This window comes from Streptomyces sp. NPDC049541, assembly GCF_044465725.1.
GTDB lineage: Bacteria > Actinomycetota > Actinomycetes > Streptomycetales > Streptomycetaceae > Streptomyces.
Map to the genome: position 1 here is coordinate 877,564 of NZ_JBITLY010000002.1, position 24,338 is coordinate 901,901.

At 72.0% G+C, this 24,338-nt stretch carries 27 protein-coding genes; 12 read left to right on the top strand and 15 right to left on the bottom strand.

Annotated elements, in window-relative coordinates:
• Positions 1–46: 46 nt before the first annotated feature.
• A complete protein-coding gene (locus tag ACIBW9_RS11115) occupies positions 47–607 on the bottom strand; it encodes a haloacid dehalogenase type II (protein ID WP_398953513.1) in 561 nt (186 codons plus the stop codon).
• Positions 608–691: 84 nt separating this feature from the next.
• On the opposite strand from ACIBW9_RS11115, the gene ACIBW9_RS11120 reads away from it, so the two are divergent.
• The gene (locus tag ACIBW9_RS11120; RefSeq protein WP_398953514.1) at positions 692–1,045 is read left to right on the top strand and encodes a VOC family protein; all 354 of its coding nucleotides are present in this window, start codon (positions 692–694) and stop codon (positions 1,043–1,045) included.
• A 180-nt stretch (positions 1,046–1,225) separates the two neighbouring features.
• Positions 1,226–1,966 carry a class I SAM-dependent methyltransferase gene (locus ACIBW9_RS11125; RefSeq protein ID WP_398953516.1) on the top strand — a complete coding sequence of 247 codons (741 nt, stop codon included), beginning with the start codon at positions 1,226–1,228 and terminating at the stop codon, positions 1,964–1,966.
• A 62-nt stretch (positions 1,967–2,028) separates the two neighbouring features.
• On the opposite strand, the gene ACIBW9_RS11130 is transcribed toward ACIBW9_RS11125, so the two are convergent.
• The 3 genes from ACIBW9_RS11130 to ACIBW9_RS11140 form a co-directional block, all read right to left on the bottom strand.
• On the bottom strand, positions 2,029–2,610 hold the full coding sequence (locus ACIBW9_RS11130; protein WP_398953518.1) for a hypothetical protein: 582 nt from the start codon (positions 2,608–2,610) through the stop codon (positions 2,029–2,031).
• A 153-nt stretch (positions 2,611–2,763) separates the two neighbouring features.
• Entirely contained in the window at positions 2,764–3,483 is a 720-nt protein-coding gene (locus ACIBW9_RS11135) for a ferredoxin reductase (protein ID WP_398953988.1), read from the bottom strand.
• A gap of 55 nt (positions 3,484–3,538) precedes the next feature.
• Complete coding sequence (locus ACIBW9_RS11140) at positions 3,539–4,144, bottom strand: sulfite oxidase-like oxidoreductase (protein ID WP_398953520.1); 606 nt, start codon at positions 4,142–4,144, stop codon at positions 3,539–3,541.
• Between the two features lie 215 nt (positions 4,145–4,359).
• Here ACIBW9_RS11140 and ACIBW9_RS11145 point away from each other — a divergent pair, with 215 nt between their 5' ends.
• Together ACIBW9_RS11145 and ACIBW9_RS11150 are read left to right on the top strand one after the other, a co-directional pair.
• A complete protein-coding gene (locus ACIBW9_RS11145) occupies positions 4,360–5,274 on the top strand; it encodes an NADP-dependent oxidoreductase (protein ID WP_398953522.1) in 915 nt (304 codons plus the stop codon).
• Complete coding sequence (locus ACIBW9_RS11150; RefSeq protein ID WP_398953524.1) at positions 5,271–5,981, top strand: GNAT family N-acetyltransferase; 711 nt, start codon at positions 5,271–5,273, stop codon at positions 5,979–5,981. The genes ACIBW9_RS11145 and ACIBW9_RS11150 overlap by 4 nt, the downstream gene beginning before the upstream one ends.
• On the opposite strand, the gene ACIBW9_RS11155 is transcribed toward ACIBW9_RS11150, so the two are convergent.
• The gene (locus ACIBW9_RS11155) at positions 5,978–6,415 is read right to left on the bottom strand and encodes a MarR family winged helix-turn-helix transcriptional regulator (RefSeq protein WP_398953526.1); all 438 of its coding nucleotides are present in this window, start codon (positions 6,413–6,415) and stop codon (positions 5,978–5,980) included. The genes ACIBW9_RS11150 and ACIBW9_RS11155 overlap by 4 nt on opposite strands.
• A gap of 104 nt (positions 6,416–6,519) precedes the next feature.
• On the opposite strand from ACIBW9_RS11155, the gene ACIBW9_RS11160 reads away from it, so the two are divergent.
• Both ACIBW9_RS11160 and ACIBW9_RS11165 read left to right on the top strand, forming a co-directional pair.
• Positions 6,520–7,581, top strand: coding sequence for a hypothetical protein (locus tag ACIBW9_RS11160; RefSeq protein ID WP_398953528.1), 1,062 nt, complete (start codon positions 6,520–6,522; stop codon positions 7,579–7,581).
• 176 nt (positions 7,582–7,757) lie between these two features.
• Positions 7,758–8,567 (top strand): putative protein N(5)-glutamine methyltransferase, encoded by an 810-nt coding sequence (locus tag ACIBW9_RS11165; RefSeq protein ID WP_398953530.1) that lies wholly within the window; start codon positions 7,758–7,760, stop codon positions 8,565–8,567.
• A 26-nt stretch (positions 8,568–8,593) separates the two neighbouring features.
• Here the strand turns inward: ACIBW9_RS11165 and ACIBW9_RS11170 are convergent, their stop codons facing one another.
• The 3 genes from ACIBW9_RS11170 to ACIBW9_RS11180 all read right to left on the bottom strand — a co-directional run bounded on the left by ACIBW9_RS11170 (position 8,594) and on the right by ACIBW9_RS11180 (position 11,972).
• A complete protein-coding gene (locus tag ACIBW9_RS11170; RefSeq protein ID WP_398953532.1) occupies positions 8,594–9,031 on the bottom strand; it encodes a glutaredoxin domain-containing protein in 438 nt (145 codons plus the stop codon).
• A gap of 22 nt (positions 9,032–9,053) precedes the next feature.
• Positions 9,054–9,782 (bottom strand): DUF5666 domain-containing protein, encoded by a 729-nt coding sequence (locus ACIBW9_RS11175; RefSeq protein ID WP_398953990.1) that lies wholly within the window; start codon positions 9,780–9,782, stop codon positions 9,054–9,056.
• 123 nt (positions 9,783–9,905) lie between these two features.
• Positions 9,906–11,972 carry a SpoIIE family protein phosphatase gene (locus ACIBW9_RS11180; protein WP_398953534.1) on the bottom strand — a complete coding sequence of 689 codons (2,067 nt, stop codon included), beginning with the start codon at positions 11,970–11,972 and terminating at the stop codon, positions 9,906–9,908.
• Between the two features lie 272 nt (positions 11,973–12,244).
• Between ACIBW9_RS11180 and ACIBW9_RS11185 the strand changes: the two genes are divergently transcribed.
• Complete coding sequence (locus ACIBW9_RS11185; protein WP_398953536.1) at positions 12,245–13,120, top strand: hypothetical protein; 876 nt, start codon at positions 12,245–12,247, stop codon at positions 13,118–13,120.
• Positions 13,121–13,225: 105 nt separating this feature from the next.
• On the top strand, positions 13,226–13,594 hold the full coding sequence (locus ACIBW9_RS11190; RefSeq protein ID WP_398953537.1) for a hypothetical protein: 369 nt from the start codon (positions 13,226–13,228) through the stop codon (positions 13,592–13,594).
• 76 nt (positions 13,595–13,670) lie between these two features.
• Here ACIBW9_RS11190 and ACIBW9_RS11195 read toward each other — a convergent pair whose 3' ends face one another.
• The gene (locus ACIBW9_RS11195; protein ID WP_398953539.1) at positions 13,671–14,846 is read right to left on the bottom strand and encodes a M20 family metallopeptidase; all 1,176 of its coding nucleotides are present in this window, start codon (positions 14,844–14,846) and stop codon (positions 13,671–13,673) included.
• Positions 14,847–14,961: 115 nt separating this feature from the next.
• Between ACIBW9_RS11195 and ACIBW9_RS11200 the strand changes: the two genes are divergently transcribed.
• Complete coding sequence (locus ACIBW9_RS11200; RefSeq protein ID WP_398953541.1) at positions 14,962–16,977, top strand: FAD-dependent oxidoreductase; 2,016 nt, start codon at positions 14,962–14,964, stop codon at positions 16,975–16,977.
• A gap of 31 nt (positions 16,978–17,008) precedes the next feature.
• Complete coding sequence (locus tag ACIBW9_RS11205; protein ID WP_398953543.1) at positions 17,009–17,560, top strand: PadR family transcriptional regulator; 552 nt, start codon at positions 17,009–17,011, stop codon at positions 17,558–17,560.
• Positions 17,561–17,587: 27 nt separating this feature from the next.
• On the opposite strand, the gene ACIBW9_RS11210 is transcribed toward ACIBW9_RS11205, so the two are convergent.
• Both ACIBW9_RS11210 and ACIBW9_RS11215 read right to left on the bottom strand, forming a co-directional pair.
• Positions 17,588–18,154, bottom strand: coding sequence for a hypothetical protein (locus tag ACIBW9_RS11210; protein ID WP_398953545.1), 567 nt, complete (start codon positions 18,152–18,154; stop codon positions 17,588–17,590).
• Between the two features lie 176 nt (positions 18,155–18,330).
• On the bottom strand, positions 18,331–19,320 hold the full coding sequence (locus ACIBW9_RS11215) for a fibronectin type III domain-containing protein (RefSeq protein ID WP_398953546.1): 990 nt from the start codon (positions 19,318–19,320) through the stop codon (positions 18,331–18,333).
• 410 nt (positions 19,321–19,730) lie between these two features.
• Here ACIBW9_RS11215 and ACIBW9_RS11220 point away from each other — a divergent pair, with 410 nt between their 5' ends.
• Positions 19,731–20,426 carry a glycoside hydrolase family 75 protein gene (locus tag ACIBW9_RS11220; protein ID WP_398953991.1) on the top strand — a complete coding sequence of 232 codons (696 nt, stop codon included), beginning with the start codon at positions 19,731–19,733 and terminating at the stop codon, positions 20,424–20,426.
• A gap of 13 nt (positions 20,427–20,439) precedes the next feature.
• Here the strand turns inward: ACIBW9_RS11220 and ACIBW9_RS11225 are convergent, their stop codons facing one another.
• A complete protein-coding gene (locus tag ACIBW9_RS11225) occupies positions 20,440–21,201 on the bottom strand; it encodes an SDR family NAD(P)-dependent oxidoreductase (protein WP_398953548.1) in 762 nt (253 codons plus the stop codon).
• A gap of 144 nt (positions 21,202–21,345) precedes the next feature.
• On the opposite strand from ACIBW9_RS11225, the gene ACIBW9_RS11230 reads away from it, so the two are divergent.
• A complete protein-coding gene (locus ACIBW9_RS11230) occupies positions 21,346–21,984 on the top strand; it encodes a TetR/AcrR family transcriptional regulator (protein WP_398953550.1) in 639 nt (212 codons plus the stop codon).
• Between the two features lie 27 nt (positions 21,985–22,011).
• Here the strand turns inward: ACIBW9_RS11230 and ACIBW9_RS11235 are convergent, their stop codons facing one another.
• Genes ACIBW9_RS11235 through dhaK form a run of 3 tightly spaced genes read right to left on the bottom strand, consistent with a single transcriptional unit; the run spans position 22,012 to position 24,056 of the window.
• Positions 22,012–22,422 carry a PTS-dependent dihydroxyacetone kinase phosphotransferase subunit DhaM gene (locus tag ACIBW9_RS11235; RefSeq protein ID WP_398953552.1) on the bottom strand — a complete coding sequence of 137 codons (411 nt, stop codon included), beginning with the start codon at positions 22,420–22,422 and terminating at the stop codon, positions 22,012–22,014.
• On the bottom strand, positions 22,415–23,017 hold the full coding sequence (gene dhaL / locus ACIBW9_RS11240) for a dihydroxyacetone kinase subunit DhaL (protein WP_398953554.1): 603 nt from the start codon (positions 23,015–23,017) through the stop codon (positions 22,415–22,417). The genes ACIBW9_RS11235 and dhaL overlap by 8 nt, the downstream gene beginning before the upstream one ends.
• A 46-nt stretch (positions 23,018–23,063) precedes the next feature.
• A complete protein-coding gene (gene dhaK, locus ACIBW9_RS11245; RefSeq protein WP_398953556.1) occupies positions 23,064–24,056 on the bottom strand; it encodes a dihydroxyacetone kinase subunit DhaK in 993 nt (330 codons plus the stop codon).
• Positions 24,057–24,338: the final 282 nt, after the last annotated feature.

Here is a 24,338-nt window from a genome sequence, read left to right on the forward strand (position 1 = left end):
TGACGCCGATGCCCATCATGGCCAGGGTGGGGAGGGCTTGGCGTCGTCAGTGGTCGGCGACCAGCATCTCCGCAAGCTCCTTCAGATCCTGCGCGCTGAAGCCGGGCGGGGTCATCGTGCGCGGGTACACGGAGGCTCCGCGCCGCAGCCACGCGCCCGCCAGCCCGGCTCTGCGCGCCGAGTCGATGTCCCAGGGATGCACGGCGACCAATATCGCCTGCTCAGGCCGGACGCCGACTCGTTCGACGGCATAGTGGTAGGCGGCCGGTGCCGGTTTCCAACAGCGCGGCCCGTCCACGTCCGACAGGGCCTCGAAGCGGTCCAGCACTCCTGCCGTATCCAGCAGTCGCTCGGTCAGGGTGGTGCTGCCGTTGGTCATCGCCGTCATCCGGTACCCCGCATCGCTCAACTTCCGTACGCCGTCCGGCACATCGGGGTGCACTTCGAGCTGGGAAAAGCCGTCCAGAATGTGGCGGGCTGCGGCCTCCCCGTCTCCCCTCCATCCCTCCAGGCCGGACAGCAGCGTCCGTACGCCCTCGTGTGCGACGGGGGCGAGGTCCGCGTAGGCACCGGCGGCCGGCGGGGCGAATCCAGTCGTCTGGCTCAAGGCTCGTTCGTCCGAAGGCCGAGACAGAGAGCGAAGCAGGCGTGGTGCCCGCTCGGCCGGTCGCCGTCCTGGCAGGATGGCCGCATGGAACGTGTGCTTGGAATCGGTGGTTACTTCCTGCGCGCCGCCGATCCGGCGGCCCTGAGCGCCTGGTACCGCGACTGCCTCGGCCTCGACACCGACGAGCACGGCCTGTGGCGTCCGGAAGCCGGGCCGACGGTCTTCGCCGCGTTCGAGGCCGAGACCGACTACTTCGGGTCCCGCACCCAGCAGACCATGCTCAACTTCCGGGTCCGCGACCTGGATGCGATGCTCGCGCAACTGCGCGCCAAGGGTGCGGACGTGGCCGAAGAGACACAGGACATGGAGGGCGTCGGGCGATTCGGCTGGGTCACCGATCCCGAGGGCAACCGGATCGAGCTGTGGCAGCCCTCCTGAGCGCGTCGCGTCCCTGAGGCCGCTTGTACATGAGGCCGGGGCGGGGTCCGGATCTTTGTGGCTTCTGTCAGTACGACGGTCCACCGGGGGGCCGGGAGACTGCCGGTCAGTGGCTGCGGCGTGCCCAGGGCGCGGGGGCCGGGGCCCAAGGACATGACCGAGCGCAGGGGAGAAAGCAACGTGAGTGTCCAGCAGTACGACAAGATCGGTGAGGCCTTCGAGGGCTTCAAGTCCCTCCCGCTGACGCAGTACGCGGAAGTACCCGGCTTCCTGGCCCTGGTCGGGGACGTGCGCGGCAAGTCGGTCCTCGACCTGGCCTCCGGTACCGGCTTCTACAGCCGGCAGTTCAAGCGGCGCGGCGCCGAGGAGGTACTCGGAATCGACATCTCCGGCGAAATGGTCGCTGCGGCAAGGGAGTTGGAGGAACGTGATCCGCTGGGCGTGCGCTACGAGGTGGGCGATGTGGCCGAACTGCGGCCCCTGGAGGGCCAGTTCGACATCGTCACGGGCGTGCAGCTGCTCAACTATGCGCAGGACATCGCCGCCATGGAGCGCATGTGCCGTCACGTACACCGGAGCCTGAAGCCCGGCGGTGAGTTCTTCGCGCTCATGCAGTCACCCGACTACGTCTTCGACAAGGTCTCCCTGGAGAAGTACGGCTTCCTGTGCGAGCCGACCGGCGAGGAGACAGAGACCGGACCGCGCGTCCGGGTCACCGCGCTGCTCGACCCGCCGATCGAGATCGTCTCCACCGCCCCGCGCCGCGAGGTCTACGAACACTGTCTGCGGGCGGCCGGATTCAGCGAGCTGACCTGGGTGCCCCTGAAGGTTTCCGACGCCGGTGTGCGCGCGTTCGGTGCCGACTTCTGGGCGGACTTCACCGCCAACACCCCACTCGAGATGCTGCGCTGCCGCGCCTGACGAACGACCGGACACCCGGCGGCCTGCCTGCGGCCATCGCGTCGGGCAGGCCTCCGCGGGCATCACGCCCGGCGTCGAGTCCACTCCGGCTCGGTCCGTGCCCACTCCCGTTCCCACTCGGCCAACCGGTGGCCGGTGGAGACCCGGCGTACGACCGTGTGCGCCAGCAGCACCGCGGCGGCCGCGCCGCCCGTGGCGCAGATGCCGATGGTCACGGTGTGCTGCCAGACCTGGGTCTCGCCCGGCGGCGGGGGAACGGCCCTTCCTGCGGCGTCGAACCAGACGTCGACGGTGTCGCCGTGCTTGGTGTCCGCCGGGACACGGGCGTTCGCGGTGTGTGTGCCGGTCGCGTCCGTCCAGCGCACATCCACCCGGTACGAGCGGTCCCGGCCGCTCTGCGCCGAGGGCAGCCTCTCGGGTGTCCTGCCGACGACCTCGGCCCGTACCCGGTGGCGTTCGGCGCGCTCCGCGGCCGCGACGGACCGCGCGTCGTCATGGGCCCACCAGCCCGCGAGCGCTCCCGCCAGTGGCGCGCCCACGAACAACAGGACGGCGACGACCAGCGCCGTCCACGCCTCGACCACGTCCGACCGGCGCCGCAGCGGATTGCGCCGCCAGCGCCAGCCGCGCACCCGGGTTCGCATGTCCACCTCCTCACCGTCGCCGGAGCCGGAGGGGCCGTATCGTCTTCGGTCCGTATTGTCCCTCCGCGCCGCTTGTCCGCGCGAGTGCCCAGGAGAATCGTGTACCCAGCAGAGGGGAGATCGCTCAATCTGCCCGGCCTGCCGTTGGGAGCGTCAGCCGAAGCGTTCGATGCGGATCCGGTCCACGGGCTGGCCCGCCTCGACGAGCAGTCGTGAGGCGTGCTCGGCGAAGGCGTTCGAGCCGCAGACATAGGCCTCCCACCCACCGGGCGGCTGCTCGGCCAGGAGCGGAGCCAGATGTGCCGCGGCCAGCCGGCCCACGGGCGCACCCGCCGCTGCGCGGCGCGTGAAGACAGGTGTCGTCTCCGCGCCGAACTCCCCTGCGTAGATGAGCTCTTCGGGGCTGCGCGCGGACACCAGCAGCCGCAGCGGCACATCCAGGCCGCGCGCCCGGTGGTGCCGCACCATCGACATCAGCGGTACGACCCCGGAACCGGCCCCGACCAGCAGCGCGGGCCGGTCGCCCGGCCAGGCGAAGAAGCCGCTCAGTGGTCCGCGCACCTCGACCTGGTCACCGGGCTCGGCCACGGTGTGGAACCAGCCCGATACCTCGCCGCCCTCCACATGGTCCAGGGTCAGTTCGATGTGCCCCGGGTCGTCGGGCGCGGACGCGATCGAATAGTGGCGCTGGGCCACATAGCCGTCCTGCGCGGTCAGCCGCAGCATCAGGTGCTGGCCGGGCAGATGCCCCTCCCAGCCGGGCACCGCGAAGCGGAAAGTGGCCGCGTGCGGGGTCTCGCGGCGGATCTCGGTGAGCGTGGCGGTCTGCCACACCGAGGCCGCCCGGTGGCTCACGGCGATCCGGCCGGGCACCGCGAAGCGGGTCGGGGGAGTGAACCCGGGGGAAGGGGAGGGCTGCGTCAGTTGCTCAGTCACCGGAGTACCGCTGCTCCTGCCAGGGGTTGCCGCGCGCGTGATAGCCGTTCTGCTCCCAGAACCCCGGCTCGTCGTGGTCGAGGAGCGTCAGGCCCGCGATCCACTTGGCGCTCTTCCAGAAGTACAGGTGCGGCACCAGCAGCCGGGCGGGCCCGCCGTGCTCGGGGGCAAGCGGCCGCCCGTCGTACTCCCAGGCGATCCAGGCCCGCCCGCCGGTCAGGTCCGCGAGGGGGAGGCTGGTGGTGTAGCCGGTGTGCGCGTAGGCGACGGCATGGGTGGCCGACGCATGGGGGCGCACCTCGTCGAGGAAGGCGTCCAGGGAAACGCCCGTGAACCGCACGCCGAACTTCGACCAGCTCGTCACGCAGTGGATGTCGCCCTCGTACGCCGACTCCGGCAGCGCGTGCGCCTGCTCCCAGTCCCAGGTGTGCGGCCGTTCCACCAGGCCGTCGACGCGGAAGGTCCAGTCGGCGGGCGCCAGTTCGGGGGTGACCTCGGCGGACAGGACGGGCCAGTCGTCGCCCGCGTCGTACTGGCCGGGCGGCAGGCCCGGATTGTTGACACGGGCGCGCCCGGTGAAGCCTCGGGTGACGTTCATACGGATCCAGCGGGACGGAAGTGATTGCTTACGCATCCAACCGTACGGGTTCGCGCAGGGTGCTCCGGCCCCGGGCCGGGCCTCGATCATTAAGGCCGTATGAAGACTCCTGCGGCCCGGGAATAGCCGGCCCGTGACCGTCCTTGCGGACTGGTGCCGGAACCGGTGCCCCGTACAACCGGTGACCAGGCGGCAGCGAAGGAGAGTGGGAGCAGATGCCCAAGGCGTACGTCTTCACGCGCTACGGCGGACCGGAGGCCGAGGCCCTCGTCGACGTGGACCGGCCGAGCCCAGGCCCCCGTGAGGTGCTCGTCGCGGTGCGCGCCGCGGGGGTGAACCCCGTCGACTGGAAGCAGCGCACCGGCTACCGCCGCCCCGGCGAGAGCGGCGAGCGTGACTTCCCCGCCTGCTTCGGCAACGAGGTCTCCGGCGTCGTGGAGGAGGTCGGTGAGGGAGTCGAGGGGTTCGCCGTCGGGGAAGCGGTGTTCGGCCGGCCCGTCGTCGGCGGGTACTCCGAGTACGCGCTGCTGTCGGTCGACCTGATCGCGCACAAGCCCGAGGCGCTGTCCTTCACCGACGCCGCCACCCTGCCCGTCGCGGCCGTGACGGCGTACGACGGAATCCGCCAGCTCGGCCTGCGGGCCGGCGCGACGCTCCTGGTGACCGGCGCGGGCGGCGGGGTCGGTGTCGCGGCGGTGCAGATCGGCCGCGCGCTGGGCCTGCGGGTCGTGGGGCTTGCGAGCGAGGGCAAGAAGGACCTCGTCGAATCGCTCGGGGCCGAGCACGTCGCGTCCGGCCCGGGTTGGACCGGGCGCGTGAGGGGCGGTGTCGACGGCGTGTACGACCTGGTGGGCGGTGACGTCCTCGAGGAGGCGGCGACGCTGCTCAGCGACCGGACCAAGCTGATCACGGCCGGGGCCCCGCCCGAGGCCGTGGAGAAGCTGGGCGGTGCACGCGTCGCCCGGGTGCGCACCTCCGAGCGGCTCGCGGCGGCGGCCGACCTCGTGGTCCGCGGCGATCTGGACCCGCACGTGACGCAGACCTTCCCGCTGGAGCGGGCCGGCGAGGCGCTGCGTGCCGTCGAAGAGGGCCACGCCCGCGGCAAGATCGTGATCGAGGTCGCCAAGTGAGCCACGTCCTGGACAACCCCGCCCTCGCCTCCCTGACCGGTCCGCACGCGCGCTTCGCCGAGCGGCGCGGCCGGGTGCTGCGCTACCCCGTCGACGTGTCGCCGTGGCTGGCGCTGCCCGATGATCCCGGCCCCGACGACTGGGCCGACCTCGCGGCGCTCGCGGGCCGCGGGGCGGAGGTGCCGCTCGCCGGCTACTGCGGCGAACTCCCTGCGGGCTGGGAGGTCACCTTCCATGTGGACGGCGTGCAACTCGTCGACGACGGCATCGCCGCCGCACCGGACCCGGAGGCCGTCCGTCTCGGCGCCGCCGACGTGCCCGAGATGCTCGACCTGGTCGAGCGCACCAGGCCGGGTCCCTTCCTGCCCCGCACCGTCGAGCTCGGCACCTACCTCGGCATACGCCGGGACGGCGCCCTGATAGCGATGGCGGGGGAGCGGCTGCACCCGCCGGGCTGGACCGAGATCAGCGCCGTGTGCACCGACCCCGCCTTCCGCGGCGAGGGCCTGGCGACCCGGCTGATCCTCGCCGTGGCCCATGGCATCCGCGAGCGCGGCGAGACGCCGTTCCTGCACACCGGCGCGGGCAACACCAACGCCATCCGCCTCTACGAGTCCCTCGGCTTCCGGCTGCGCCGCACCACCGCGTTCCTCGCGGCCCGCGCCCCCGAACCCCTCACGGACGGAAGGGAGTTGGCGGCCTCCTAGGCCTCACCGCCGGCCGGCGTCCAGGCGTTGTAGCGCACGAGGTAGCCCGCGAACCGCCGCAGATCCTCCTCCGGCCAGTCCGCCAGCCGCTCCCGGAAGGCCGCCCGGCGGCTGTCGGTGACCTGGGCGAGGATCCGGCGCCCGGCCTCGGTCAGATGCAGGACCTGGACGCGGTGGTCGTCCGGGTCCAGGCGCCGCTCGATGAGCCGGGCCTGCTCCAGGGCCGCCACCTGGCGGCTGACCGTGGACTTGTCCAGGGCGTAGTGCGCCGCCAGGTCGGTGGCCCGGCAGCCGCCGCTCTCCTCCAGATGTCCGAGCAGCGTGTACGAGACCAGCGACAGCTCGGGGTGCATGCGGCCCGCCGAGGCGCGGGCGCGGCGCGCGAAGGCCGTCATCTCGCGCTGGATCGTCTCCACGGCTTCGTCTGCTTCCACCGGACCTCCCTCGTTCACCACGGAATACCACCCCGCACCAGTTGGTTGTATAGTACAACTTGAAGTGGGAGTTGTATAAGCCAACCACCTGGAGGTTGTGAGCGATGAGGTCGCCGGCCCTGCGCCATGTGATCACGCACCTGATCACCCCGCTGCTGATGTGCATCGGCATGGGACTCGCGTACATGGGGGCGTTCGTCACCCCGGAGCCCCACCACCTGCCCGTCGCCGTCGTCGGCTCCGGCCCGCGGGCGAAGGTGTTCGCGCAGACCGTCAAGGACAAGGCGGGGGACCGGCTCGACGTCCGCACGGTCGCCACCCGCGCCGAGGCCGTCGGCCTGCTCGACTCCCGTGCCATCACGGGCGCCTATGTGCCCAGCGCGAAGACGCCGGAACTGGTGGTCGCCAGCGCCGCCTCCGACATGGACGCCACGGCCGTCGAGAAGGTCTTCACCCCCGTCGCCGCCGGGCAGGGCGTCCCGCTCAAGGTCACCGACGTGGCCGCACCGGTCGACGACGACCCCACCGGACAGGGCCTGTTCTTCCTGCTGATCGCGCTGAGCATCGGCTCCTACGCCTCCGTCGCCGCACTCGGCGCCGCCGGCGCCGGTCTGCGCATGCGGCTGCGTGCCCTGCTGGCACTCGGCGTCTCCGCCGTCGTCAGCGGCATCGGCGCACTGCTCGCCGGGCCCGTCTTCCACCTCGCCCACCACGACCTCGCGAGCCTGTGGGGGATGGCCTGGCTCTACTCCGCGGGCATCCTCTTCGTGGGCGTCGGCCTGCACACCTTCCTCAAGCGCTGGACCACCCTCGCCATGATGGTGCTGTTCGTCATGCTCAACTTCACCAGCTCCGGCGGTCTGTTCCGCCCCGACCTGCAGAACGGCTTCTTCGGCACTCTGCACGCCTTCTGGAACGGCGCCGGGTTCGTCGAGGGCGCCCGCAGCCTCCTGTACTTCCACAGCGACGGTCTGTCCCGCAACGTGTGGACGCTCACCGTGTGGCTGCTGCTGGGTCTCGCCGTCACGGCGATCGCCGCCGCCCACGAGCGGGCGCGCGGCCGGGCGGAGGCGCCCGTGACCGCCGCCGCCCTGGCTCACGTTCCCGAGGAGCGGAAGGCCGAGGAAGAAGCGGAGGAAGAGGTCGAGGAGACGGTCGGCGTCTGACGCGTTGCGGTAGTGTTGGCGCCCGGCCGTGGAAGCTCCCGGCCGCCGAAGACCGAGGAGGTGAGACCCATTACCGCAATGTCAGGTCGGGTGCTCACACCTCGAGTCGACGCGGGCCGCCGGCAGTAGGCGACCGCGAGAGCGCCCTTCGACTTACCGAAAGGCTCTCGGCTTCCATGCCTTCCTTGTCTCCTTCACCTTCCTCCCCTCCGTCGCCCTCCACCCGCGCATCGGTCGTCGCCGCGCTGCGCGCCGCGGGCTGCGTCTTCGCCGAGGACGAGGCGGAGTTGATCCTGGCCGCCGCGCGCACGCCCGAGGAACTGGCCGCACTCGTCGACCGCCGGGCCCGTGGGCTGCCCCTCGAACTCGTCGTCGGCTGGGCCGGGTTCCACGGCCTGCGCGTCGCCGTGGAACCCGGTGTGTTCGTGCCGCGCCGCCGTACCGAGTTCCTCGTCGAACAGGCCCTCGCGCAGGCCCCCGACGCATCCGTCGTCGTGGACCTGTGCTGCGGCTCGGGCGCCGTCGGCGCGGCCCTGGCCACCGCGCTGGGCCAGGTCGAACTGCACGCCGCCGACATCGACCCGGCCGCGGTGCGCTGCGCCCGCCGCAACGTCGGCGCCGTCGGCGGCCGGGTCCACGAGGGCGACCTGTTCGCGGCGCTGCCGGGCGAGCTGCGCGGCCGTATCGACATCCTCGCGGCCAATGTGCCCTACGTTCCCACCGGCGAGGTCGGGCTGCTGCCCGCGGAGGCCCGCGAGCACGAACCGCTGGTCGCGCTCGACGGCGGCGCGGACGGACTCGACGTCCTGCGCCGGGTCGCCGCCGAGGCGTCCCGCTGGCTCGCCCCCGGCGGCTGCCTCCTGGTCGAGACGAGCGAACGGCAGGCCGCGGCGGCCGTGGACGCCTTCACCACCGGCGGGTTGAGGGTGCGCCTTGCGGCCTCCGAGGAGCTGTACGCCCATGTCGTGATCGGCGTCCGCCCCTGAACCCGCCTTTGCCGACACCGTTCCGGTCAGGCGGAAGGGGCGAGCTGCTCGCGCACCCATTCCGGATCGGGGTTGGTGTGCGGCCGGCCCTTCACGACGACAGTCGGTACGGTCTCGTTGCCGTCGTTGGCTTCCCGCACCGCCGCCGCGCCGGCCGGGTCGCGCCAGATGTCGACCCAGTGCAACCGTCGGGCGCTGCGGCCCAGTCGGAGGCGCAGGCGCATGCAGTAGGTGCAGCCGGGGCGCCAGAGGACGACCGGTCGGCCGTCGGCGGCGCTGCGGCGTTGTGCCTCCGGCCAACCGATCGACTGCGGGAAGACCAGGGGCGAGTTCACGCCCGCGAACGCCATGAACACCAGCAGGACGGCCACGGCGGCGGCCGGGCTGCCTCTGAAGAGGAGCCCGGCCGCGACGACCGAGCCGCCGAGCACCAGCAGAAGCGGCCGTATCCAAGGACGCGTCATGACGACGCAGGCTACCGGTGCCTCAGGTCCTCGCGCCGCTGCCCGACGGGCTCGGGGACGGTGCGTGGTTCCGCCAGTCCCTGTTGCCGGGGCCCCGGAACCTGTCGTGCCGGTCGCCGGGCCCCTTGCGGTCGAAGGTGCCGGAGATCGCGCGGGTGGCGGTCCGGGTGCCGTCGGCGGAGCGGGTGCCGGCCAGGAGGACCGTCTCACCCTTCTTCAGGGCGCCGGCGCCCGAACCCTTCGTACCGTCACGGAAAACGGTGGTGTCGGAGTTCACGGTCCATGTCCACTGGGCGCCGTCGTCGCTCTTGAGCGTGACCTGGTCGCCGGCGACCTTCTCGACGGTGCCGCGCTGCCAGATCCGTACGACCCACTTGCCGGTGTCCTGGTCCTTGACCGTCGTCTCGCCGTGCACGCCCATGCCGCCGATGCCGAAACCGAACCAGGGGCCGACACCGTGTCGGCCGCCGGGGCGATTCGGCGACGGGGAGGCGGACCCGGATGCGGAGGGCGTGGGGCTCTGGCTGGAGTCGCCCGAGGTGGCGGCGTAGGCGACCGTGCCGCCGAGGGCCAGCACGGCGACCGTGGCCGCGGCGGCCACGGCGCGCGCCCGGCGGGAGCGGCGCCGCCACGGCCCCGGCTCCCGGTCCGGGCCGCCAGGACCGGTCATCACTTCCATGCCCGGGGGCGCCCCGAAGCGCCCGTCGGACGGCTCGCCCCCGGCAGCGGGTTCCTGCTCCGGTTCGTGCATCACGGCTCGCTCCCATCGGCCACGGCAGGCCGCGTCTGCATGCCATGCCTTCCTGTGATTGTCGAATGCGGGCGATAAGGAACCCGTAATCAGTAGCTGTGAGAGTCCGTGATCACTGCGTGGTCAGCCCGGCTTCTGCACGCGCGCGATGAGAAGCGCCACGTCGTCGGAGTTGTCGGGCTGGTGCAGGGTGCGCAGCAGGAGGTCGCAGACCTCCTCCAGGGGGCGGTCGGGGCCTTCGAGGAGGGACAGCAGGGCGTCCAGGCGCTCGTCGAGGGGATGCTGCCGGGTTTCGACCAGCCCGTCGGTGTAGAAGACGAGACGGTCGCCGGGCTCCAGGTCGACCGTGGTGGTGGAGAAGGCGACCCCGCCCACGCCCAGCGGTACGCCCGTGGGCAGCTCCAACAGCTCCGGGGGATGACCGGGCCGCAGCCGCACGGGCGGCAGATGCCCGGCGTTCGCGATCCGGCACTGCCGCAGCTGCGGGTCGTGGACGGCGTACACACAGGTCGCGATCGAGTGGTCCAGGCCCTCGGTGATCTTGTCGAGGTGTTCGAGGAGCCGGGCGGGATCGAGGTCGAGGGAGGCGAGGGTGTTGGTCGCGGTGCGCAGCCGGCCCATGGTCGCGGCCGCGCTGATGCCGCTGCCCATCACATCGCCCACCACCAGCGCCGTCTTGCCTCCATCCAGGGGGATCACGTCGAACCAGTCGCCGCCGACCTCGCTGGTGGCTCCCGCGGGCTGGTAGCGGGAGGCGACCTCGAGGCCGCCGGTCACCGGCGGGTGGCTGGGCAGCAGGCTGCGCTGGAGGGTGAGGGCGGTGTCACGGGCGTTCTGGTACCAGCGGGCGTTGTCGATCTGCACGGCCGCGCGGGACGCCAGCTCGCGGGCGAGCAGCAGGTCGTCCTCGCTGAACGGCTCCGGGTTGTGCGTGCGCTTGAGGTCCAGGGCGCCCAGCACCTCGCCACGGGCGATCAGCGGCACCGCCAGATACGAGTGGACGCCCGCCTCGGCCAGCAGCCCGGCCGCCTCGGGGGAGCGGGCGATGCGCGGCAGGTCCGCGGGCGCGACCTCCCGCACCATCACCGGTCTGCCGGTGCGCACGCACTCGGTGACCAGGCGGTCGGGGCCGTACCGGGCGACCTGTCCGGGCGGGTCGGCCGCCCGCAGCGCCTCCGGGGCGCCGTCCGCCTGCACGGCGAGGGCCCGGATCACCGCCGGCTCAGTGGGCCCCAGGCTGCTGCGTCTGCCCGCCACCACCGCCTCCAGCAGGTCCACGGCGGCTATGTCGGCGAGTTCCGGTACGGCGACGTCGGCCAGTTCGCGGGCGGTGCGGTCCAGCTCCAGAGTGGTGCCGATACGGGCGGAGGCGTCCGCGATCACCTGCAGCCGCCGGCGCGCGGCCTCCGCCTCGACGCCGGCCCGGTGCTGCTCGGTGATGTCCACGACCGAACCGGCCACGCCCAGCACGGTCCCGACGGCGTCCTCCAGCCGGTACAGCGAGAGCGACCAGGCACGCTCCTCGTCCGGGTCGGCCGGGGTCCGCCCGGTCGCCTTCTGGTCCACGAGGGGACGCCCGGTCTCCAGCACATGGCGCGCCGCGCCCTCGATGGCCTCGACGTCGAGGTGCGGCAGCACCTCCCCGATCGAGCGGCCGATGTGCTCCTCCGCGGTGATGCCGTTGAGCCGTTCGAGGGCCGGATTGACCGACACGTACCGCAGATCGGTGTCCAGGACGGCCAGCCCGATGGGGGACTGCGCGATCATCCGGGTGGACAGTGCCACGTCCCGCTCCAGCCGCCGTACGGTCGAGCGGTCGGCGCACAGCCCCAGCGCGTAGACGTCGCCGTGGTCGTCGAGCAGGCGCATGTTGCGGAACTCCACCAGGCGTGTGCTGCCGTCCTTGCGCCGGATGGGGAAGGCACCGGCCCAGCTCTGACCGGTGACCATGACATCGGCGAACAGTTTGACCACCAGGTCGAGATGCTGCTCGTGCACCATGATCCGGGCCGCGTACTGGCCGAGGGCCTCCTGCGCCGGATAGCCGAACAGCTCCTCGGCCTGCGGGCTCCACAGCACGATGCGGCCCTCGGCATCCAGGACCACCGAGGCCACGCCCAGTACGTCGAGCAGCCCGCTCGGACGTACCGACTCCTCGCCCTCGGCCACCGGAAACCCAGGTGCACTCATTCCACGCACCGCCTTCGCCCGTTCGCGCGGCACGCCGTCCCCCGTGCCGACTCCCCATGTTCTACCGCGCTCAACCGTCCCTGTGACGACCCCGTCGCCCACCTCCACCATCCCTCAACACGACGGGAGCCGTCCCCCGGAGCGTGACGACAGTACCCGGTACGGACCGTCACCGAACCGACAGCCCCCGTTACCGAATTGGTCTGTACATGACTAGATCGTCGGGCCAGACTGTCCGCCGAGCACGCCCCGCCCCCCATCGAGGAGCTCCCATGCCCCTGCGCGCCCGGCAACGTTGTCACGCGGCCCTGACCGCGGCCCTCGCCCTCGCGGCCGCCGCGGTCCTGTCCGCCGCTCCGCCCGCATCGGCGGCCGACACCTGGACGGAAGTGGGCTCGGACCGCGCCGACCCCCTGACCGAGAGCCAGGGCCTGACCTCCGTGGAGGTCCCGGCGGGCAGCCCCAACCGCTACACCGGCATCGGCACGATCCCCGCCGGCGTCTCCAGCCGCGGCTGGAACCATGTCGGCGACCCCGACGCCTCCGCCAACGGCTACTACGTCGAGCCCTACCAGGCCGACTCGGGCAACGCGAAGATGTTCCGCGTGCAGGCGCCGGGCGGTGCCTGGTCGGAGTACGTCCACACGCTCAGCTCCGGCGAGGCACTCAACAACTCCTGGGTCGCGATCTCGCCCGACGGACAGTGGATGCTGGCCGGCGAGTACGGCACCATGACCCGCTTCCTGGTGTTCCCGACCCCCGGCGTCAACGCGAGCACCTCGCCCTCGGCGAACCTCCCGCAGGCCTCCACCGTCAACCTCGACCACGCGGTCCGCGACGTGCAGGGCTGCGACTTCTCCGGCCCGACGACGCTGCTGTGCTCCTCCGACGACCCGGCCGGCACGCTCTTCGGCATCACCAAGCCGCTGCTCCAGGTCGACCTGTCCGCCCAGCCGAACGGCACCTCTGACGTCTCGGGCCATGTCACGGCCCTGCGGCAGCTTCCCCTGCGCAGCTCCTGCTCGGGCACCTTCGAGGTCGAGGGCATCGACTACGACCGCCGGGACGGCACCCTGCGGGTGATCGTCGTGTCGCCGGGCTTCTGCGTCCTGACGGACAGCAAGACGTACCGCTTCAAGCGGAGCTGACTCCTCGCTGGTCCGGTGCGGCCGGTGGTGCTTTTCTGGGGGTGTGGCGCGATTCGCGGGGAACTCGCGCGGTGCCGCGCCACACCCACGAGAGGAGCGGTCACGATGGATCGTCAGCGCTCGCACGAGGAGCCGGTCTCCCTCGAGATCAGTGGATGCAGCAAGGAGGACGCCCGGATCGTGTTCGACGCCCTGTGTGCGTGCTTCGAGTCCGACCGGGGTCCCGACGAGGTGCCGCAGCAGCTCCACGAGACCCGGCCGATGGTGTGGCTCGGCACGTTCGAGGTCACCGACGCGCATCAGTGTCCGGCGCCGGGGCGGTTGTCGTCCACCGTCGAGGTCGATGCGCAGGGTGGGTACTGGGCGATCGAGCGGTTGCGCAGCACGCTGGATCCCCTGTTCACGGTGCGTGATCTTTCCTCGGCGTCGGGGGATCAGGAGCGGGAGTTGCACGTCATTCTTGAGAGTCGGTGAGGGTTTTGTCCGCGGCGCCGTGGGGGCTGGTCGCGCCCACGCGGCGGAGCCGCAGATCAATAGTGCCCCGCGCCCCTTAGGAGAGTGCCGGGCCGTCGGTCAGCAAGCGCAGCACGGCTTGCCTGTAGATGGCGTGGACCCTGGGCAGCTCTGTGAGGCAGGCTCGCTCGTCCGTGCCGTGCAGGCCCTCGTAGCGGACACCGAAGCCTGCTGTTGCCGGGATGCCTTCCGCCGCCAGCAGGTTCCCGATGTTCGAGGGGCCCGCGGTCTTCGCGCGGACCGTCAGGCCCTCACGCTCGGCCGCGTCGAGAAGTGCGGCAGCGGGCTGCTGGTTCTCGGTCAGGCGGTACGGCGGCCAGGAGGCGATCGGGGTGATCACGGTCGGCCTGGGGCCGGGGAGCAACGCGTCGAGCTCGGCAACTGCTCCGTGCACCAGAGCCTCGGCCGCGTCGGCGTCGAAGGCCGGCGTGGTGCGGATGTCGACGCCCAGCTCGCAGAGGCCGGGGACCACCGAGAAGCCCTCGCCGCCGTGGCAGGAGGTGACCGTGAGTTTCGGCGGCAGGGGGAACTCGCCCTCGGCGCCCGGGAGTTCGGCCTCCTCCAGTAGCTGCACCAGCCGCGCCGCGCGGGAGACGGCGCCGAGCGTCGTACGCCTGGACCCGGAGTGTCCCGCCTCCGCGTGCACCGCGATCGTGGCCCGCCACAGGCCCCGCCCGCCCACCACCACCTCGTCCGGGCCGGGATAGCCGATCATCACCCCTGCCGGGCGCACCGCGGCCGCGTCAGCGAGATAGGCGCGGGCTCCGCCGAAACCGCCGGTGTGCTCGTCGGCGTCCAGCAGGACCGCGAGCCCTCCGTGCAGCTCCTGCGCCCGGGTGTGCAGGTCCGCCGCGATCCGGCAGAACATCGCCGCCGCCAGCTTGGAGTCGGCCGCGCCGCGCCCCCGCAGCCATCCGTCCACGACGTCTGCGCAGTCCGGCGGGAACGACCAGGCGCTCTCGTCGCCGTAGGGCGCGGTGTCCACGCAGGCGTCCAGCGCCCACCAGGGCCCGGGCCGGCCACCCGCCACCTCCACCAGCAGGGCGACTGGCCGGCCCGCATCGTCGTGGAGGCGGCGATACGGCAGGTCGCGGGCGCCGAGCCAGTCCTGGAGGACGGCGAGGACGGGACCGTAGTCGTCGATCCCGGCCCGGCTGGGGCGGCGGATCAGTGCCTGCGCGAGCTCGACCACCTCGGAGTCTTCGGGGCTCATGAGGCCACTGTGCCCGCGGGTGGTCCGCATCACCCCTTCCGGCTTATGCAACTAGTTGCAAAAAGTGGCCCGGGTCCTCTAGAACAGAGACATCACGCCGCGCATGGAGGGCCCGATGAGCCGTTACCCGCATCTGCTGAACCCGCTCGACCTGGGCTTCACCACGCTGCCCAACCGCGTCCTCATGGGCTCCATGCATGTCGGCCTGGAAGAGGCCGAGCGCGGCTTCGAGCGGATGGCGGAGTTCTACGCCGCCAGGGCGCGCGGGGGAGTGGGGCTCATCGTCACGGGCGGTATCGCGCCCAACGACGAGGGTCGCCCGTACGAGGGCGGCGCCAAGCTCACCACCGAAGCGGAGGCCGAGCAGCACCGCCGGATCACCGAGGCCGTGCACCGCGAGGGCGGCCGGATCGCCATGCAGATCCTGCACTTCGGCCGGTACGCCTACCACCAGGACCTGGTCGCCCCGAGCCCCCTCCAGGCGCCGATCAGCCCCTTCCCGCCCCGCGAGCTCACCGACGCTGACGTCGAGCGGACCATCGACGACTACGCCCGCGCCGCCCGCCTCGCCAGGCAGGCCGGCTACGACGGTGTCGAGATCATGGGCTCCGAGGGCTACCTCATCAACGAGTTCATCGCCGCCCAGACCAACCGGCGCACCGACAGCTGGGGCGGCTCGTACGAGAACCGCATGCGCTTCCCGGTCGAGATCGTGCGGCGGGTGCGCGATGCGGTCGGTGAGGACTTCATCATCGTCTACCGGCTGTCCATGCTGGACCTGGTCCCCGGCGGCTCCACCCTCGACGAGGTCATCACCCTCGCCAAGGCCGTCGAAGCGGCCGGTGCCACGATCATCAACACCGGCATCGGCTGGCACGAGGCCCGCATCCCCACCATCGCCACCTCCGTGCCGCGCGGCGCCTACGCCTGGGTCACCAAGAAGCTCATGGGCGAGGTCTCCGTCCCGCTCGTGACCACCAACCGCATCAACACCCCGGAACTGGCCGAGGAGTTGCTCGCCGAGGGATATGCGGACATGGTCTCCATGGCCCGTCCGATGCTCGCCGACCCCGACTTCGTCAACAAGGCCGCCGAGGGCACACCGGAGGCCATCAACACCTGCATCGGCTGCAACCAGGCCTGCCTCGACCACACCTTCAGCCTCAAGATCACCTCCTGCCTGGTCAACCCACGCGCCTGCCACGAGACCGAACTGGTCCTCTCGCCCACCCGGTTGAAGAAGCGTGTCGCCGTCGTCGGGGCCGGGCCGGCCGGGCTCGCCTGCGCGGTGTCGGCGGCCGAGCGCGGCCACGAGGTCACCCTGTACGACGCCGCGAGCGAGGTCGGCGGCCAGCTCAACGTGGCCCGCAAGGTCCCCGGCAAGCAGGAGTTCGACGAGACCCTGCGCTACTTCCGCCACCAGCTCGACGCGCACGGCGTGGACGTACGCCTGAACACCCTTGTCAAAGCAGGGGACTTGACGGGCTACGACGAGGTCGTCGTCGCCACCGGCGTCACCCCGCGCACCCCTGACATCCCGGGCATCGACCACCCCAGCGTCGTCGGCTACCTCGACGTGCTGCGCGACGACGTCCCCGTCGGCGACCGGGTGGCGATCCTCGGCGCGGGAGGCATCGGCTTCGACGTCGCCGAGTTCCTCACCGACGGCGGTGACAAGGCGAGCGAGGACCCGAAGACGTACTTCCGCCAGTGGGGCGTCGACATGGACTACCAGGCGCCCGGCGGACTCGCCGCCCCCGAGCGGCCCGCCCCGCCGCGCACCGTCCACCTGCTCCAGCGCAAGACCAGCAAGGTCGGCGCGGGCCTCGGCAAGACCACCGGCTGGATCCACCGCGCCGAGCTCAAGCACCGGGGCGTCACCATGGTCCCGGGCGTCCGCTACGACCGCATCGACGACGCCGGACTGCACGTCACCGTCGGCGAGGAGAGCACGGTCCTGCCGGTCGACACCATCGTGCTGTGCACCGGACAGGAACCGCGCCGGGGCCTCTACGAGGAACTGGTCGCCGCCGGTGTCGGCGCGCACCTGATCGGCGGCGCCGACGTGGCCGCCGAACTGGACGCCAAGCGTGCCATCAAGCAGGGCACGGAGCTGGCGGCGGCCCTCTAGGAGGCCCTGCGGCCGTCCCTAGGATGACTCCATGTCACTCCCGCACGCGATCCTCACCGCCCTGCTCGAAAAGCCGTCCTCGGGGCTGGAGCTGACCCGCCGGTTCGACAAGTCGATCGGCTACTTCTGGTCGGCGACGCATCAGCAGATCTATCGCGAGCTGGGGAGGCTGGAGGCCGAGGGGCACATCCGGGCGCTGCCGTCCGAGCAGCCGGCCCGTGGGCAGAAGAAGAGCTACGAGGTCCTGCCCGCGGGCCGCGCCGAACTGGCCCGCTGGACCGCCGCGTCCCAGGACCCCAAGCCGCACCGCGATGTGATGCTGCTGCGGCTGCGGGCGGCGGCCGTGGTGGGCACCGACGGCCTGGAGGCAGACCTGCGCCGCCATCTCGATCTGCACCGGCTGCAGCTGGCCGAGTACCAGGAGATCGAGCAGCGCGACTTCCCGCCCGGCAAGGACGCCCCCCAGGACCGGCTGCGGCACCTGGTGCTGCGAGCCGGCATCGACCTGGAGACCTTCTGGACGCAGTGGCTCACGCACGCCCTGGAGGAACTCGCCGAACTGCCCGGTTCCGAACCGGCGTGAGGCCTGCGGTCCGCGTGCCCGCCGCCTTCAGAGCCGGTTCGGCCGGGCACGCCGACGCAGGTACCAGCCCGTCGCGATGACGCCCGTGCCCACCAGGGCGGCGCCCACCCCGACCGTCAGCGGACCGTAGTCCTGGACGGCGCCACCCAGCCCGCCTCTGACGCCGAGCGAGGGCGAGGGCCTGGTGGTGGCCGAGATGGTGGCGGCCGGAGTGGTGGTGGGCTTCGCGGTGGGAGTGGAGGCAGAGGAGACGACGACGCTCTGGGTGCCCGCAGGGGTGCCGTTCATGCAGACGGCCGTCACCGTGTATGTGCCCGGGCTGACGTTCGACCAGGCCGCCGACTGCAGGGCGGCGGTACCCGACAGTGGCATCTGACGGGCCGGTTGGCTGCTGCTGAGCAGTGTGGCGGTGCCGAACCCGCTGTTGCCGCGCGTGGAGCACACGCTCGTGGTCACCGAAACGGTGGACCCGCTGGTGCTCACGGAGATCCCTGTCCCCTGCGCCTCGGCCGGCACGGCGGCCAGGGCGAGCGGGAGCGCGGCGGCGGCTGCCGCGGTCAGGGCGGAGCGAACGACTGGCTGAAAGTTGCGCATTGGACTGCCCTCCGACGGCACGGTTGGCGGTACATCCCTAGCGCCGCCGAAGTCGGGAAACGCCCGTGCTGCCTCAGGGGCAGCCAACGTCCCCGCGGCCCCGCCCGCATGCGGACCGCCTCCGGGCAGGTGAAGGATTCCTCCATCCGGCCCATGCCACGGAGCCGTCACCGCCGTCAGCCGTCGGCCGCCCCGGTGATCACCGTCCGCTCCACCGAGAAGCCGCCCCAGGTGCCGTCGGGCAGCCTGGCCCGGATCCGCACGTGAAAGCGCACGCCGGCATCCCGGCCGACGTAGAACGAGTACGACGCCCGGTCGCGCGGCGCGCCTCCTTCGTATACCAGGGAGGTGGCCACTCGGCCGTCCAGGCTGATCTGGTACTCCGTCACCACGCCGCCGGTGCGCGGCGGGGTCCAGCGCAGGTCGAGGTAGTACGCCCCGCCGCCGCGGTGGCTCGTCGCCCGGAAGGCCGTGGGTGCCGTGCCGCGCCCGTCGTCGGAGCCCGGCGTGGTGAGGCGGACGGCGCTGCCGGGAGGCGAGAGGTTGTCGGCCGCGTCGCGGGCGCGGACGGTGAAGGTGTAGTGGGTGCCCGGCCGCAGCCCGGTGACCACGGTCGCCGTCTGGCCGCCGCCCACACTGTGGATCTTGACGGTGCCCTGGTAGACGTCGTAGGACGCCACGGCCCGGTCGTCCCTCGACGCGGACCAGGACAGCTCGACGGCCCTGCCGCCGACCGGCCGGCCGCGCAGCTTTCCCGGGCGGGTCGGTGCCGTGTCGTCCGCCGCCACGGCCGCCGGAGTCACCGCCCGCACCCGGCGGCCGGGCGGTCCTGCCCTGCCCTCGGTGTCGCGGGCCCGCACGGTGAAGACGTACGAGGTGGACGGCGTGAGCCTGGTGACGTCCACCATGTGCTGGGAAGCGGGCACTTCCTCGACCTCGGTGGTGCCGCGATACACCTCGTAGACGCTGACGCGGGGGTTCGCGGACACGGCGTTCCACATCACGTGCACGCTGGTCGAACTGCCCGCCGTCGCGGTCACTCCGGTGGGCGCCGCCGGCAGTCCGCCCGCGTCCTCCCCGCCGCCGCTGCTGCCGCAGGATCCGACCAGGGCCAGCGCGGCACAGAGGGCGAGGGATCGGTGCACGAGCACGCTGTCGCGACGCACGGCGCTGCCTCCCCGGACGGCACGAGGGTAATGGTCCGTACCAATATGACGCGATTGACGTGATCGCTTCAAGGGGCTGGCGGTCATGGGGGCCGGCGTTGCGGACCGCCCGCCGGAGTTACGTATGCTGAAGCTCCTCGCGGCTGAACCCTCCCTGAGGGATGGTGAGTTCATGCCGGTGGTGCGGGCCGCTGTCGTCGCTTTCCCGCGCCGGACGTGGGTGGCCGGGCCGCCGGAGCCGACACGGGCTCGGGCGCCCGGCCCCCCTGTCGGAGGGCCGAAGACCCGCCACGCCGTGACCCGCCTGGAGCTCTGCGCCGTGCCGTCCGCCTACGGTGGCCCCATGATCGCTACGGCGCCGGAGCGGGCTGAATGCCCGTCAGTGCCCCTGAGGGAAAGGGCTTCTCATGGTGCGTGTCCAGTCGCTGACCCTGGCCGTGGCCGGCACCGCCTTACTCGTCCCGCCGATGCTGTCCGAGGCCGCGGCCCGTGTCCGGGCGGAGCCGGTGGCCTCGCGCGAGGGCGATGTCCGTGCCGCGGACCTGCTCGCCAAGGTGCGTGACTGCACCCAGATCTCGCACGGCCGCTTGCGCAGCGACGCCGGCAGACCGGCCTCGATCGCGGTGTGCGGCACCCGGCGGGCCGTCTTCTGGAAGGCCGACATGGACATCGACTGCGACGGACAGCCCGGGCCACACTGCAACCGTCGCACCGATCCCTCGTTTTCGCAGGCCACCGCCTACCAGCAGTCCGACGGGCGCTATCTGAGCGCCGAACGCCTCCCGTACATCGTCGTGCCCGCCGCGAGCCGCGTCTGGGCCCCCCTCGACGACGGAGTCCGCGGCGGCTCGGTCGCCGCCGTCGTCTACCGGGGGCGTGTGCAGTACGCGGTCGTGGGCGACATCGGCCCGGAAGGTGTCATCGGCGAGGCGTCCTACGCCACCGCCAAGGGCCTCGGCATCCGTCCGGGCCCGAACGGCGGCGGCACGCCCTCCGGCGTCACCTACATCGTCTTCAAGTACTCGCAGGTCAAACCGATCGAGAGCCATGCCGCCGCCGTCGCGGTGGGGCGGCGGCTGGCGCGGAAGTTCGTTGGCGGTGGATAGGCGCCCGGAGTCGTCAGACGGCCGCCCACCCGTTGTCGACCGGCAGGATCACACCGTTGACGTTGCTCGCCGCGTCCGAGGCGAGGAACACGATCGCGGCGGCCTGTTCCTCCGGCTGGGACACGCGCCCCACATTGCCCATGTAGGGGCCGAGCGCCGCCGGCCCGTGCGCGCTCCCGTCGATGCCGGGGACCATCCCCGTGGCGGTGCCGCCCGGGGCGATGGCATTGGCGCGGATCCCCTGATTGCGGTACATCACCGCGAGGGACTTGGTAAGGCCCACCACTGCGTGCTTCGAGGCCGTGTACGCCGCGCCCGCCGCGCTGCCCCGGATGCCGGCCTCGGAGGCGGTGTTCACGATCGCGCCCCTGCCCGCCTGAAGCATGTGCGGCAGCACCGCCCGGGTGAGCAGGAAGGGCGCCGTGAGATTGACCCGTATGACGCGCTCCCACTCGGCGTCGCCCACATCCGCCAGCGCCGACATCCGGTCCATGATCCCGGCGTTGTTCACCAGGACGTCCACGCCGCCGAAGCTCTCCACAGTCGTCCGGACCACCTGGTCGACGACGGCCTGCTCACTCAGGTCGCCCACGACGGCGACCGCGGCGCCGCCCGTCTGCTCGATCTCCCTGACGGTCGCGTCCGCGCCCTCGGCGTTGAGGTCGGCGACCACGACCCGCGCCCCCCGAGTCGCGAAGGCCAGCGCGGCGGCGCGCCCGATGCCCGAGCCCGCTCCGGTGACGATGACGCTCCGCCCGGCGAGTCCACTGGCCATGAGGTGCTCCTGTCCATGCGTGAGAGGGCCCGCGCAGCTGCCTGCGGGCCCGGTGTGCGCACACCCTACGACTTAATGTCTGTGAGTGACATAAATAGGTGGGGGAGAATTCCCGGAGAGTGATCGCCGGAGCCGGAGGGACACATGACCGCAGCCCGCGGACGCACGGGGCGACCGCCCCTGACCGAGGAGCGCAAGGCCGAGATCCGGCTGGAGATCGCCCGGGCAGCGGTGGACCTGTTCGTCACCCAGGGCGTCGCGGCGACCACCGGCGAACAGATCGGGCAGGCCGTCGGCGTCTCCGCGCGCACCGTGTGGCGCTACTTCCCCAGCAAGGAGGCCTGTGTACGGCCGCTGTTCACGGCCGGGATCGGCATGATCGCCGCCCGGCTGCGGGAATGGGCGGTCGGGAAGCCCCTGGAGGACGTCTTCACGCCGGAGCTGACCGCGGACCTCGGTGTCGTCGCCGGGCCCCACCGCGCAACCGTCGGTGCGCTGGTACGGCTGACCCGCACCGAGCCGGACCTGCGCGCCGTCTGGCTCCAGACCTACGACGAGGCGGAACCGGCGTTCGCCCGCGCCCTCGCCGAGCGCGCCGGGCTGCCGGCGGACGACCTGCGGCCCGCCATACAGGCGGCGATGTTCAATGCGGTCCTGCGTGCGGCCGTCGAGCACTACGCCTGGCGCACCGCGGAGGCGGAGCCCGACCGCGCGACGGCGGAGGCCGAGCTGACGGCAACCATGCGCTCGGCCCTCGCCGTCGCCGCGGAGGGACTCCGGTAAGGGGTCTTCTCGGACCGTTCGGTGGCTTCAGACCTTCCGGTAGGTGTACGCCTCGGCCGCTGCCGCCTCCACGGCCGCGAGGTCGGCGCCCGTGGCCGCCGTGACCACCGCGGCCACCGCGCCCTCCACGAACGGGGCGTCCACCAGCCGTGTCCGGTCGGGGAGTTCGTCGCCCTCGGCGAGCAGCGCCTTCACCGTGAGCACGGCGCTGCCGAGGTCGGTGAGCACGGCGACCCCGGCACCCCGGTCCACGGACGCGGCCGCCGCGGCGATCAGCTCCGCGCTGGTGCCGAGCCCGCCGCCCTCGGTGCCGCCCGCCGCGGCGACCGGCACGGAGACCCCGCCGCCCGCCAGCCCCTTCGCCAACTCGGCCACGGAGGCGGCCACTTCGGCGCTGTGTGACACCAGCACGATCCCGACCTGCTTGCCGTCACTCACCGTCCGCCTCCGCCAGAGCGGCCACGAGCAGCGCCGACGAGGTGGCGCCGGGGTCCTGGTGCCCGATGCTGCGCTCCCCGAGATAGCTGGCCCTGCCCTTGCGGGCCTGCAACGGCGTGGTCGCGAGGGCGCCCTCCTCGGCGGCGGTGCGGGCCGCGGCGAAACCGCCCTCGTCGAGTGCGTCCACGGCCGGCACCAGCGCGTCGATCATCGTCTTGTCGCCCGGTGCGGCGCCACCGAGCGTCATGACCGCCTCCACCCCGGCCCGCAGCGCCTCGGCGAACTGCGCCTCGCTGACCTCACCGGCGTCCCCGAGCGCCTTGCCCGTACGGCGCAGCAGCGTGCCGTAGAGGGGCCCCGACGCACCGCCGACGGTCGAGATCAGCTGCCGCCCGGCCAGCGTCAGGACCGCACCGGGTGTGTCCGGAGCCTCCTTCTCCAGCGTCGCGGTCACGGCCCGGAACCCGCGCTGCAGATTGCTGCCGTGGTCGGCGTCCCCGATGGGGGAGTCGAGGGCGGTGAGCCGTTCCGCCTCGCGGTCCACGGACGCGGCGGTCGCCGTCATCCAACGGCGGAAGAAGTCGGCGTCGAGCACTGGATCTCCTTGCGTGGTAGGTACGTTGACACCTCGGTCCGCCGCTCTACATGCCCCAGCGCAGCCCGGGCGTCTTCACCGGCGCGTCCCACAGCCGCAGCAGCTCCTCGTCGATCTGGCACAGGGTGACCGAGGCACCGGCCATGTCGAGCGAGGTGACGTAGTTGCCCACCAGCGTCCGGGCGACCGCGACACCGCGCTGGGCGAGCACCCGCTGCACCTCGGCATTGAACCCGTACAGCTCGAGCAGTGGCGTCGCACCCATGCCGTTGACCAGGACGAGCACCGGATTGCGCGGCGGCATGTCCTCCAGGATCGCGTTCACCGCGAACTCGGCGATCTCACTCGAGGTCATCATCGCCCGCCGCTCCCGGCCGGGCTCGCCGTGGATGCCGATGCCCAACTCCAGCTCGCCCGAGGGCAGGTCGAAGGTGGGACTGCCCTTGGCGGGCGTGGTGCAGGCGCTGAGCGCGACGCCGAAGCTGCGGGAGTTCTCGTTCACCTGATGGCCGATCGCCTGCACCCGCTCCAGCGGCTGCCCCTCGTCCGCCGCCGCGCCCGCGATCTTCTCCACGAACAGCGTGCCGCCGACGCCGCGCCGCCCGGCCGTGTAGAGGCTGTCGGTGACCGCCACGTCATCGTTGACCAGCACCTTAGCGACCTGGATGCCCTCGTCCTCGGCGAGCTCGGCCGCCATGTCGAAGTTCAGCACGTCGCCGGTGTAGTTCTTCACGATGAACAGCACGCCCGCCCCACTGTCCACGGCCGCCGCGGCACGCGCCATCTGATCGGGCACCGGCGAGGTGAACACCTCACCCGGACACGCTGCCGACAGCATGCCGGGACCGACGAATCCACCGTGCAGCGGCTCATGCCCCGAGCCACCCCCGGAGATCAGGGCGACCTTCCCGGCGACCGGGGCGTCCCGCCGCACGATCACCCGGTTCTCCACGTCGACGGTCAGCTCGGGATGGGCGGCCGCCATGCCCCGCAGGGCGTCCGCGACCACGCTTTCCGGCACATTGATCAACATCTTCATGGGTACCTCCCGGTGAGACTAACAGATGAGCCCATGGCCTCTGTTTTTGCAGGTCAGTGCGGGTTTGACTGGTTGTCGATCTTGGCGGTCCATGGCGATCGGAAGCGGGTTCCGGCGGTACTGATGCCGGCTGAGTGCTGATCTCGGTGACGGGACGTCAGGTGTATGGCGTGGTCGGATGCAAGCGAGCGGAGAGCGCCCCTTTCGGCAGTATCGACCTTGCGGCGGTGAAGGTCACGCCGGGCGGCGGCGCGACGCAGGACAGTGTGTGTCGGAGATGCC

What these genes read in the sequence shown, in the direction of transcription:
- ACIBW9_RS11120 (WP_398953514.1), top strand. Translation starts at nt 692, where the DNA reads ATGGAACGTGTGCTTGGAATCGGTGGTTACTTCCTGCGCGCCGCCGAT.
- ACIBW9_RS11180 (WP_398953534.1), bottom strand. Translation starts at nt 11,972, where the DNA reads ATGAGTGCACCTGGGTTTCCGGTGGCCGAGGGCGAGGAGTCGGTACGT.
- ACIBW9_RS11210 (WP_398953545.1), bottom strand. Translation starts at nt 18,154, where the DNA reads ATGCGCAACTTTCAGCCAGTCGTTCGCTCCGCCCTGACCGCGGCAGCC.
- ACIBW9_RS11225 (WP_398953548.1), bottom strand. Translation starts at nt 21,201, where the DNA reads ATGGCCAGTGGACTCGCCGGGCGGAGCGTCATCGTCACCGGAGCGGGC.
- ACIBW9_RS11170 (WP_398953532.1), bottom strand. Translation starts at nt 9,031, where the DNA reads ATGACGCGTCCTTGGATACGGCCGCTTCTGCTGGTGCTCGGCGGCTCG.
- ACIBW9_RS11130 (WP_398953518.1), bottom strand. Translation starts at nt 2,610, where the DNA reads ATGCGAACCCGGGTGCGCGGCTGGCGCTGGCGGCGCAATCCGCTGCGG.
- ACIBW9_RS11230 (WP_398953550.1), top strand. Translation starts at nt 21,346, where the DNA reads ATGACCGCAGCCCGCGGACGCACGGGGCGACCGCCCCTGACCGAGGAG.
- ACIBW9_RS11140 (WP_398953520.1), bottom strand. Translation starts at nt 4,144, where the DNA reads ATGAACGTCACCCGAGGCTTCACCGGGCGCGCCCGTGTCAACAATCCG.
- dhaK (WP_398953556.1), bottom strand. Translation starts at nt 24,056, where the DNA reads ATGAAGATGTTGATCAATGTGCCGGAAAGCGTGGTCGCGGACGCCCTG.
- ACIBW9_RS11145 (WP_398953522.1), top strand. Translation starts at nt 4,360, where the DNA reads ATGCCCAAGGCGTACGTCTTCACGCGCTACGGCGGACCGGAGGCCGAG.
- ACIBW9_RS11200 (WP_398953541.1), top strand. Translation starts at nt 14,962, where the DNA reads ATGAGCCGTTACCCGCATCTGCTGAACCCGCTCGACCTGGGCTTCACC.
- ACIBW9_RS11165 (WP_398953530.1), top strand. Translation starts at nt 7,758, where the DNA reads ATGCCTTCCTTGTCTCCTTCACCTTCCTCCCCTCCGTCGCCCTCCACC.
- ACIBW9_RS11175 (WP_398953990.1), bottom strand. Translation starts at nt 9,782, where the DNA reads ATGCACGAACCGGAGCAGGAACCCGCTGCCGGGGGCGAGCCGTCCGAC.
- ACIBW9_RS11195 (WP_398953539.1), bottom strand. Translation starts at nt 14,846, where the DNA reads ATGAGCCCCGAAGACTCCGAGGTGGTCGAGCTCGCGCAGGCACTGATC.
- ACIBW9_RS11185 (WP_398953536.1), top strand. Translation starts at nt 12,245, where the DNA reads ATGCCCCTGCGCGCCCGGCAACGTTGTCACGCGGCCCTGACCGCGGCC.
- ACIBW9_RS11205 (WP_398953543.1), top strand. Translation starts at nt 17,009, where the DNA reads ATGTCACTCCCGCACGCGATCCTCACCGCCCTGCTCGAAAAGCCGTCC.
- ACIBW9_RS11160 (WP_398953528.1), top strand. Translation starts at nt 6,520, where the DNA reads ATGAGGTCGCCGGCCCTGCGCCATGTGATCACGCACCTGATCACCCCG.
- ACIBW9_RS11190 (WP_398953537.1), top strand. Translation starts at nt 13,226, where the DNA reads ATGGATCGTCAGCGCTCGCACGAGGAGCCGGTCTCCCTCGAGATCAGT.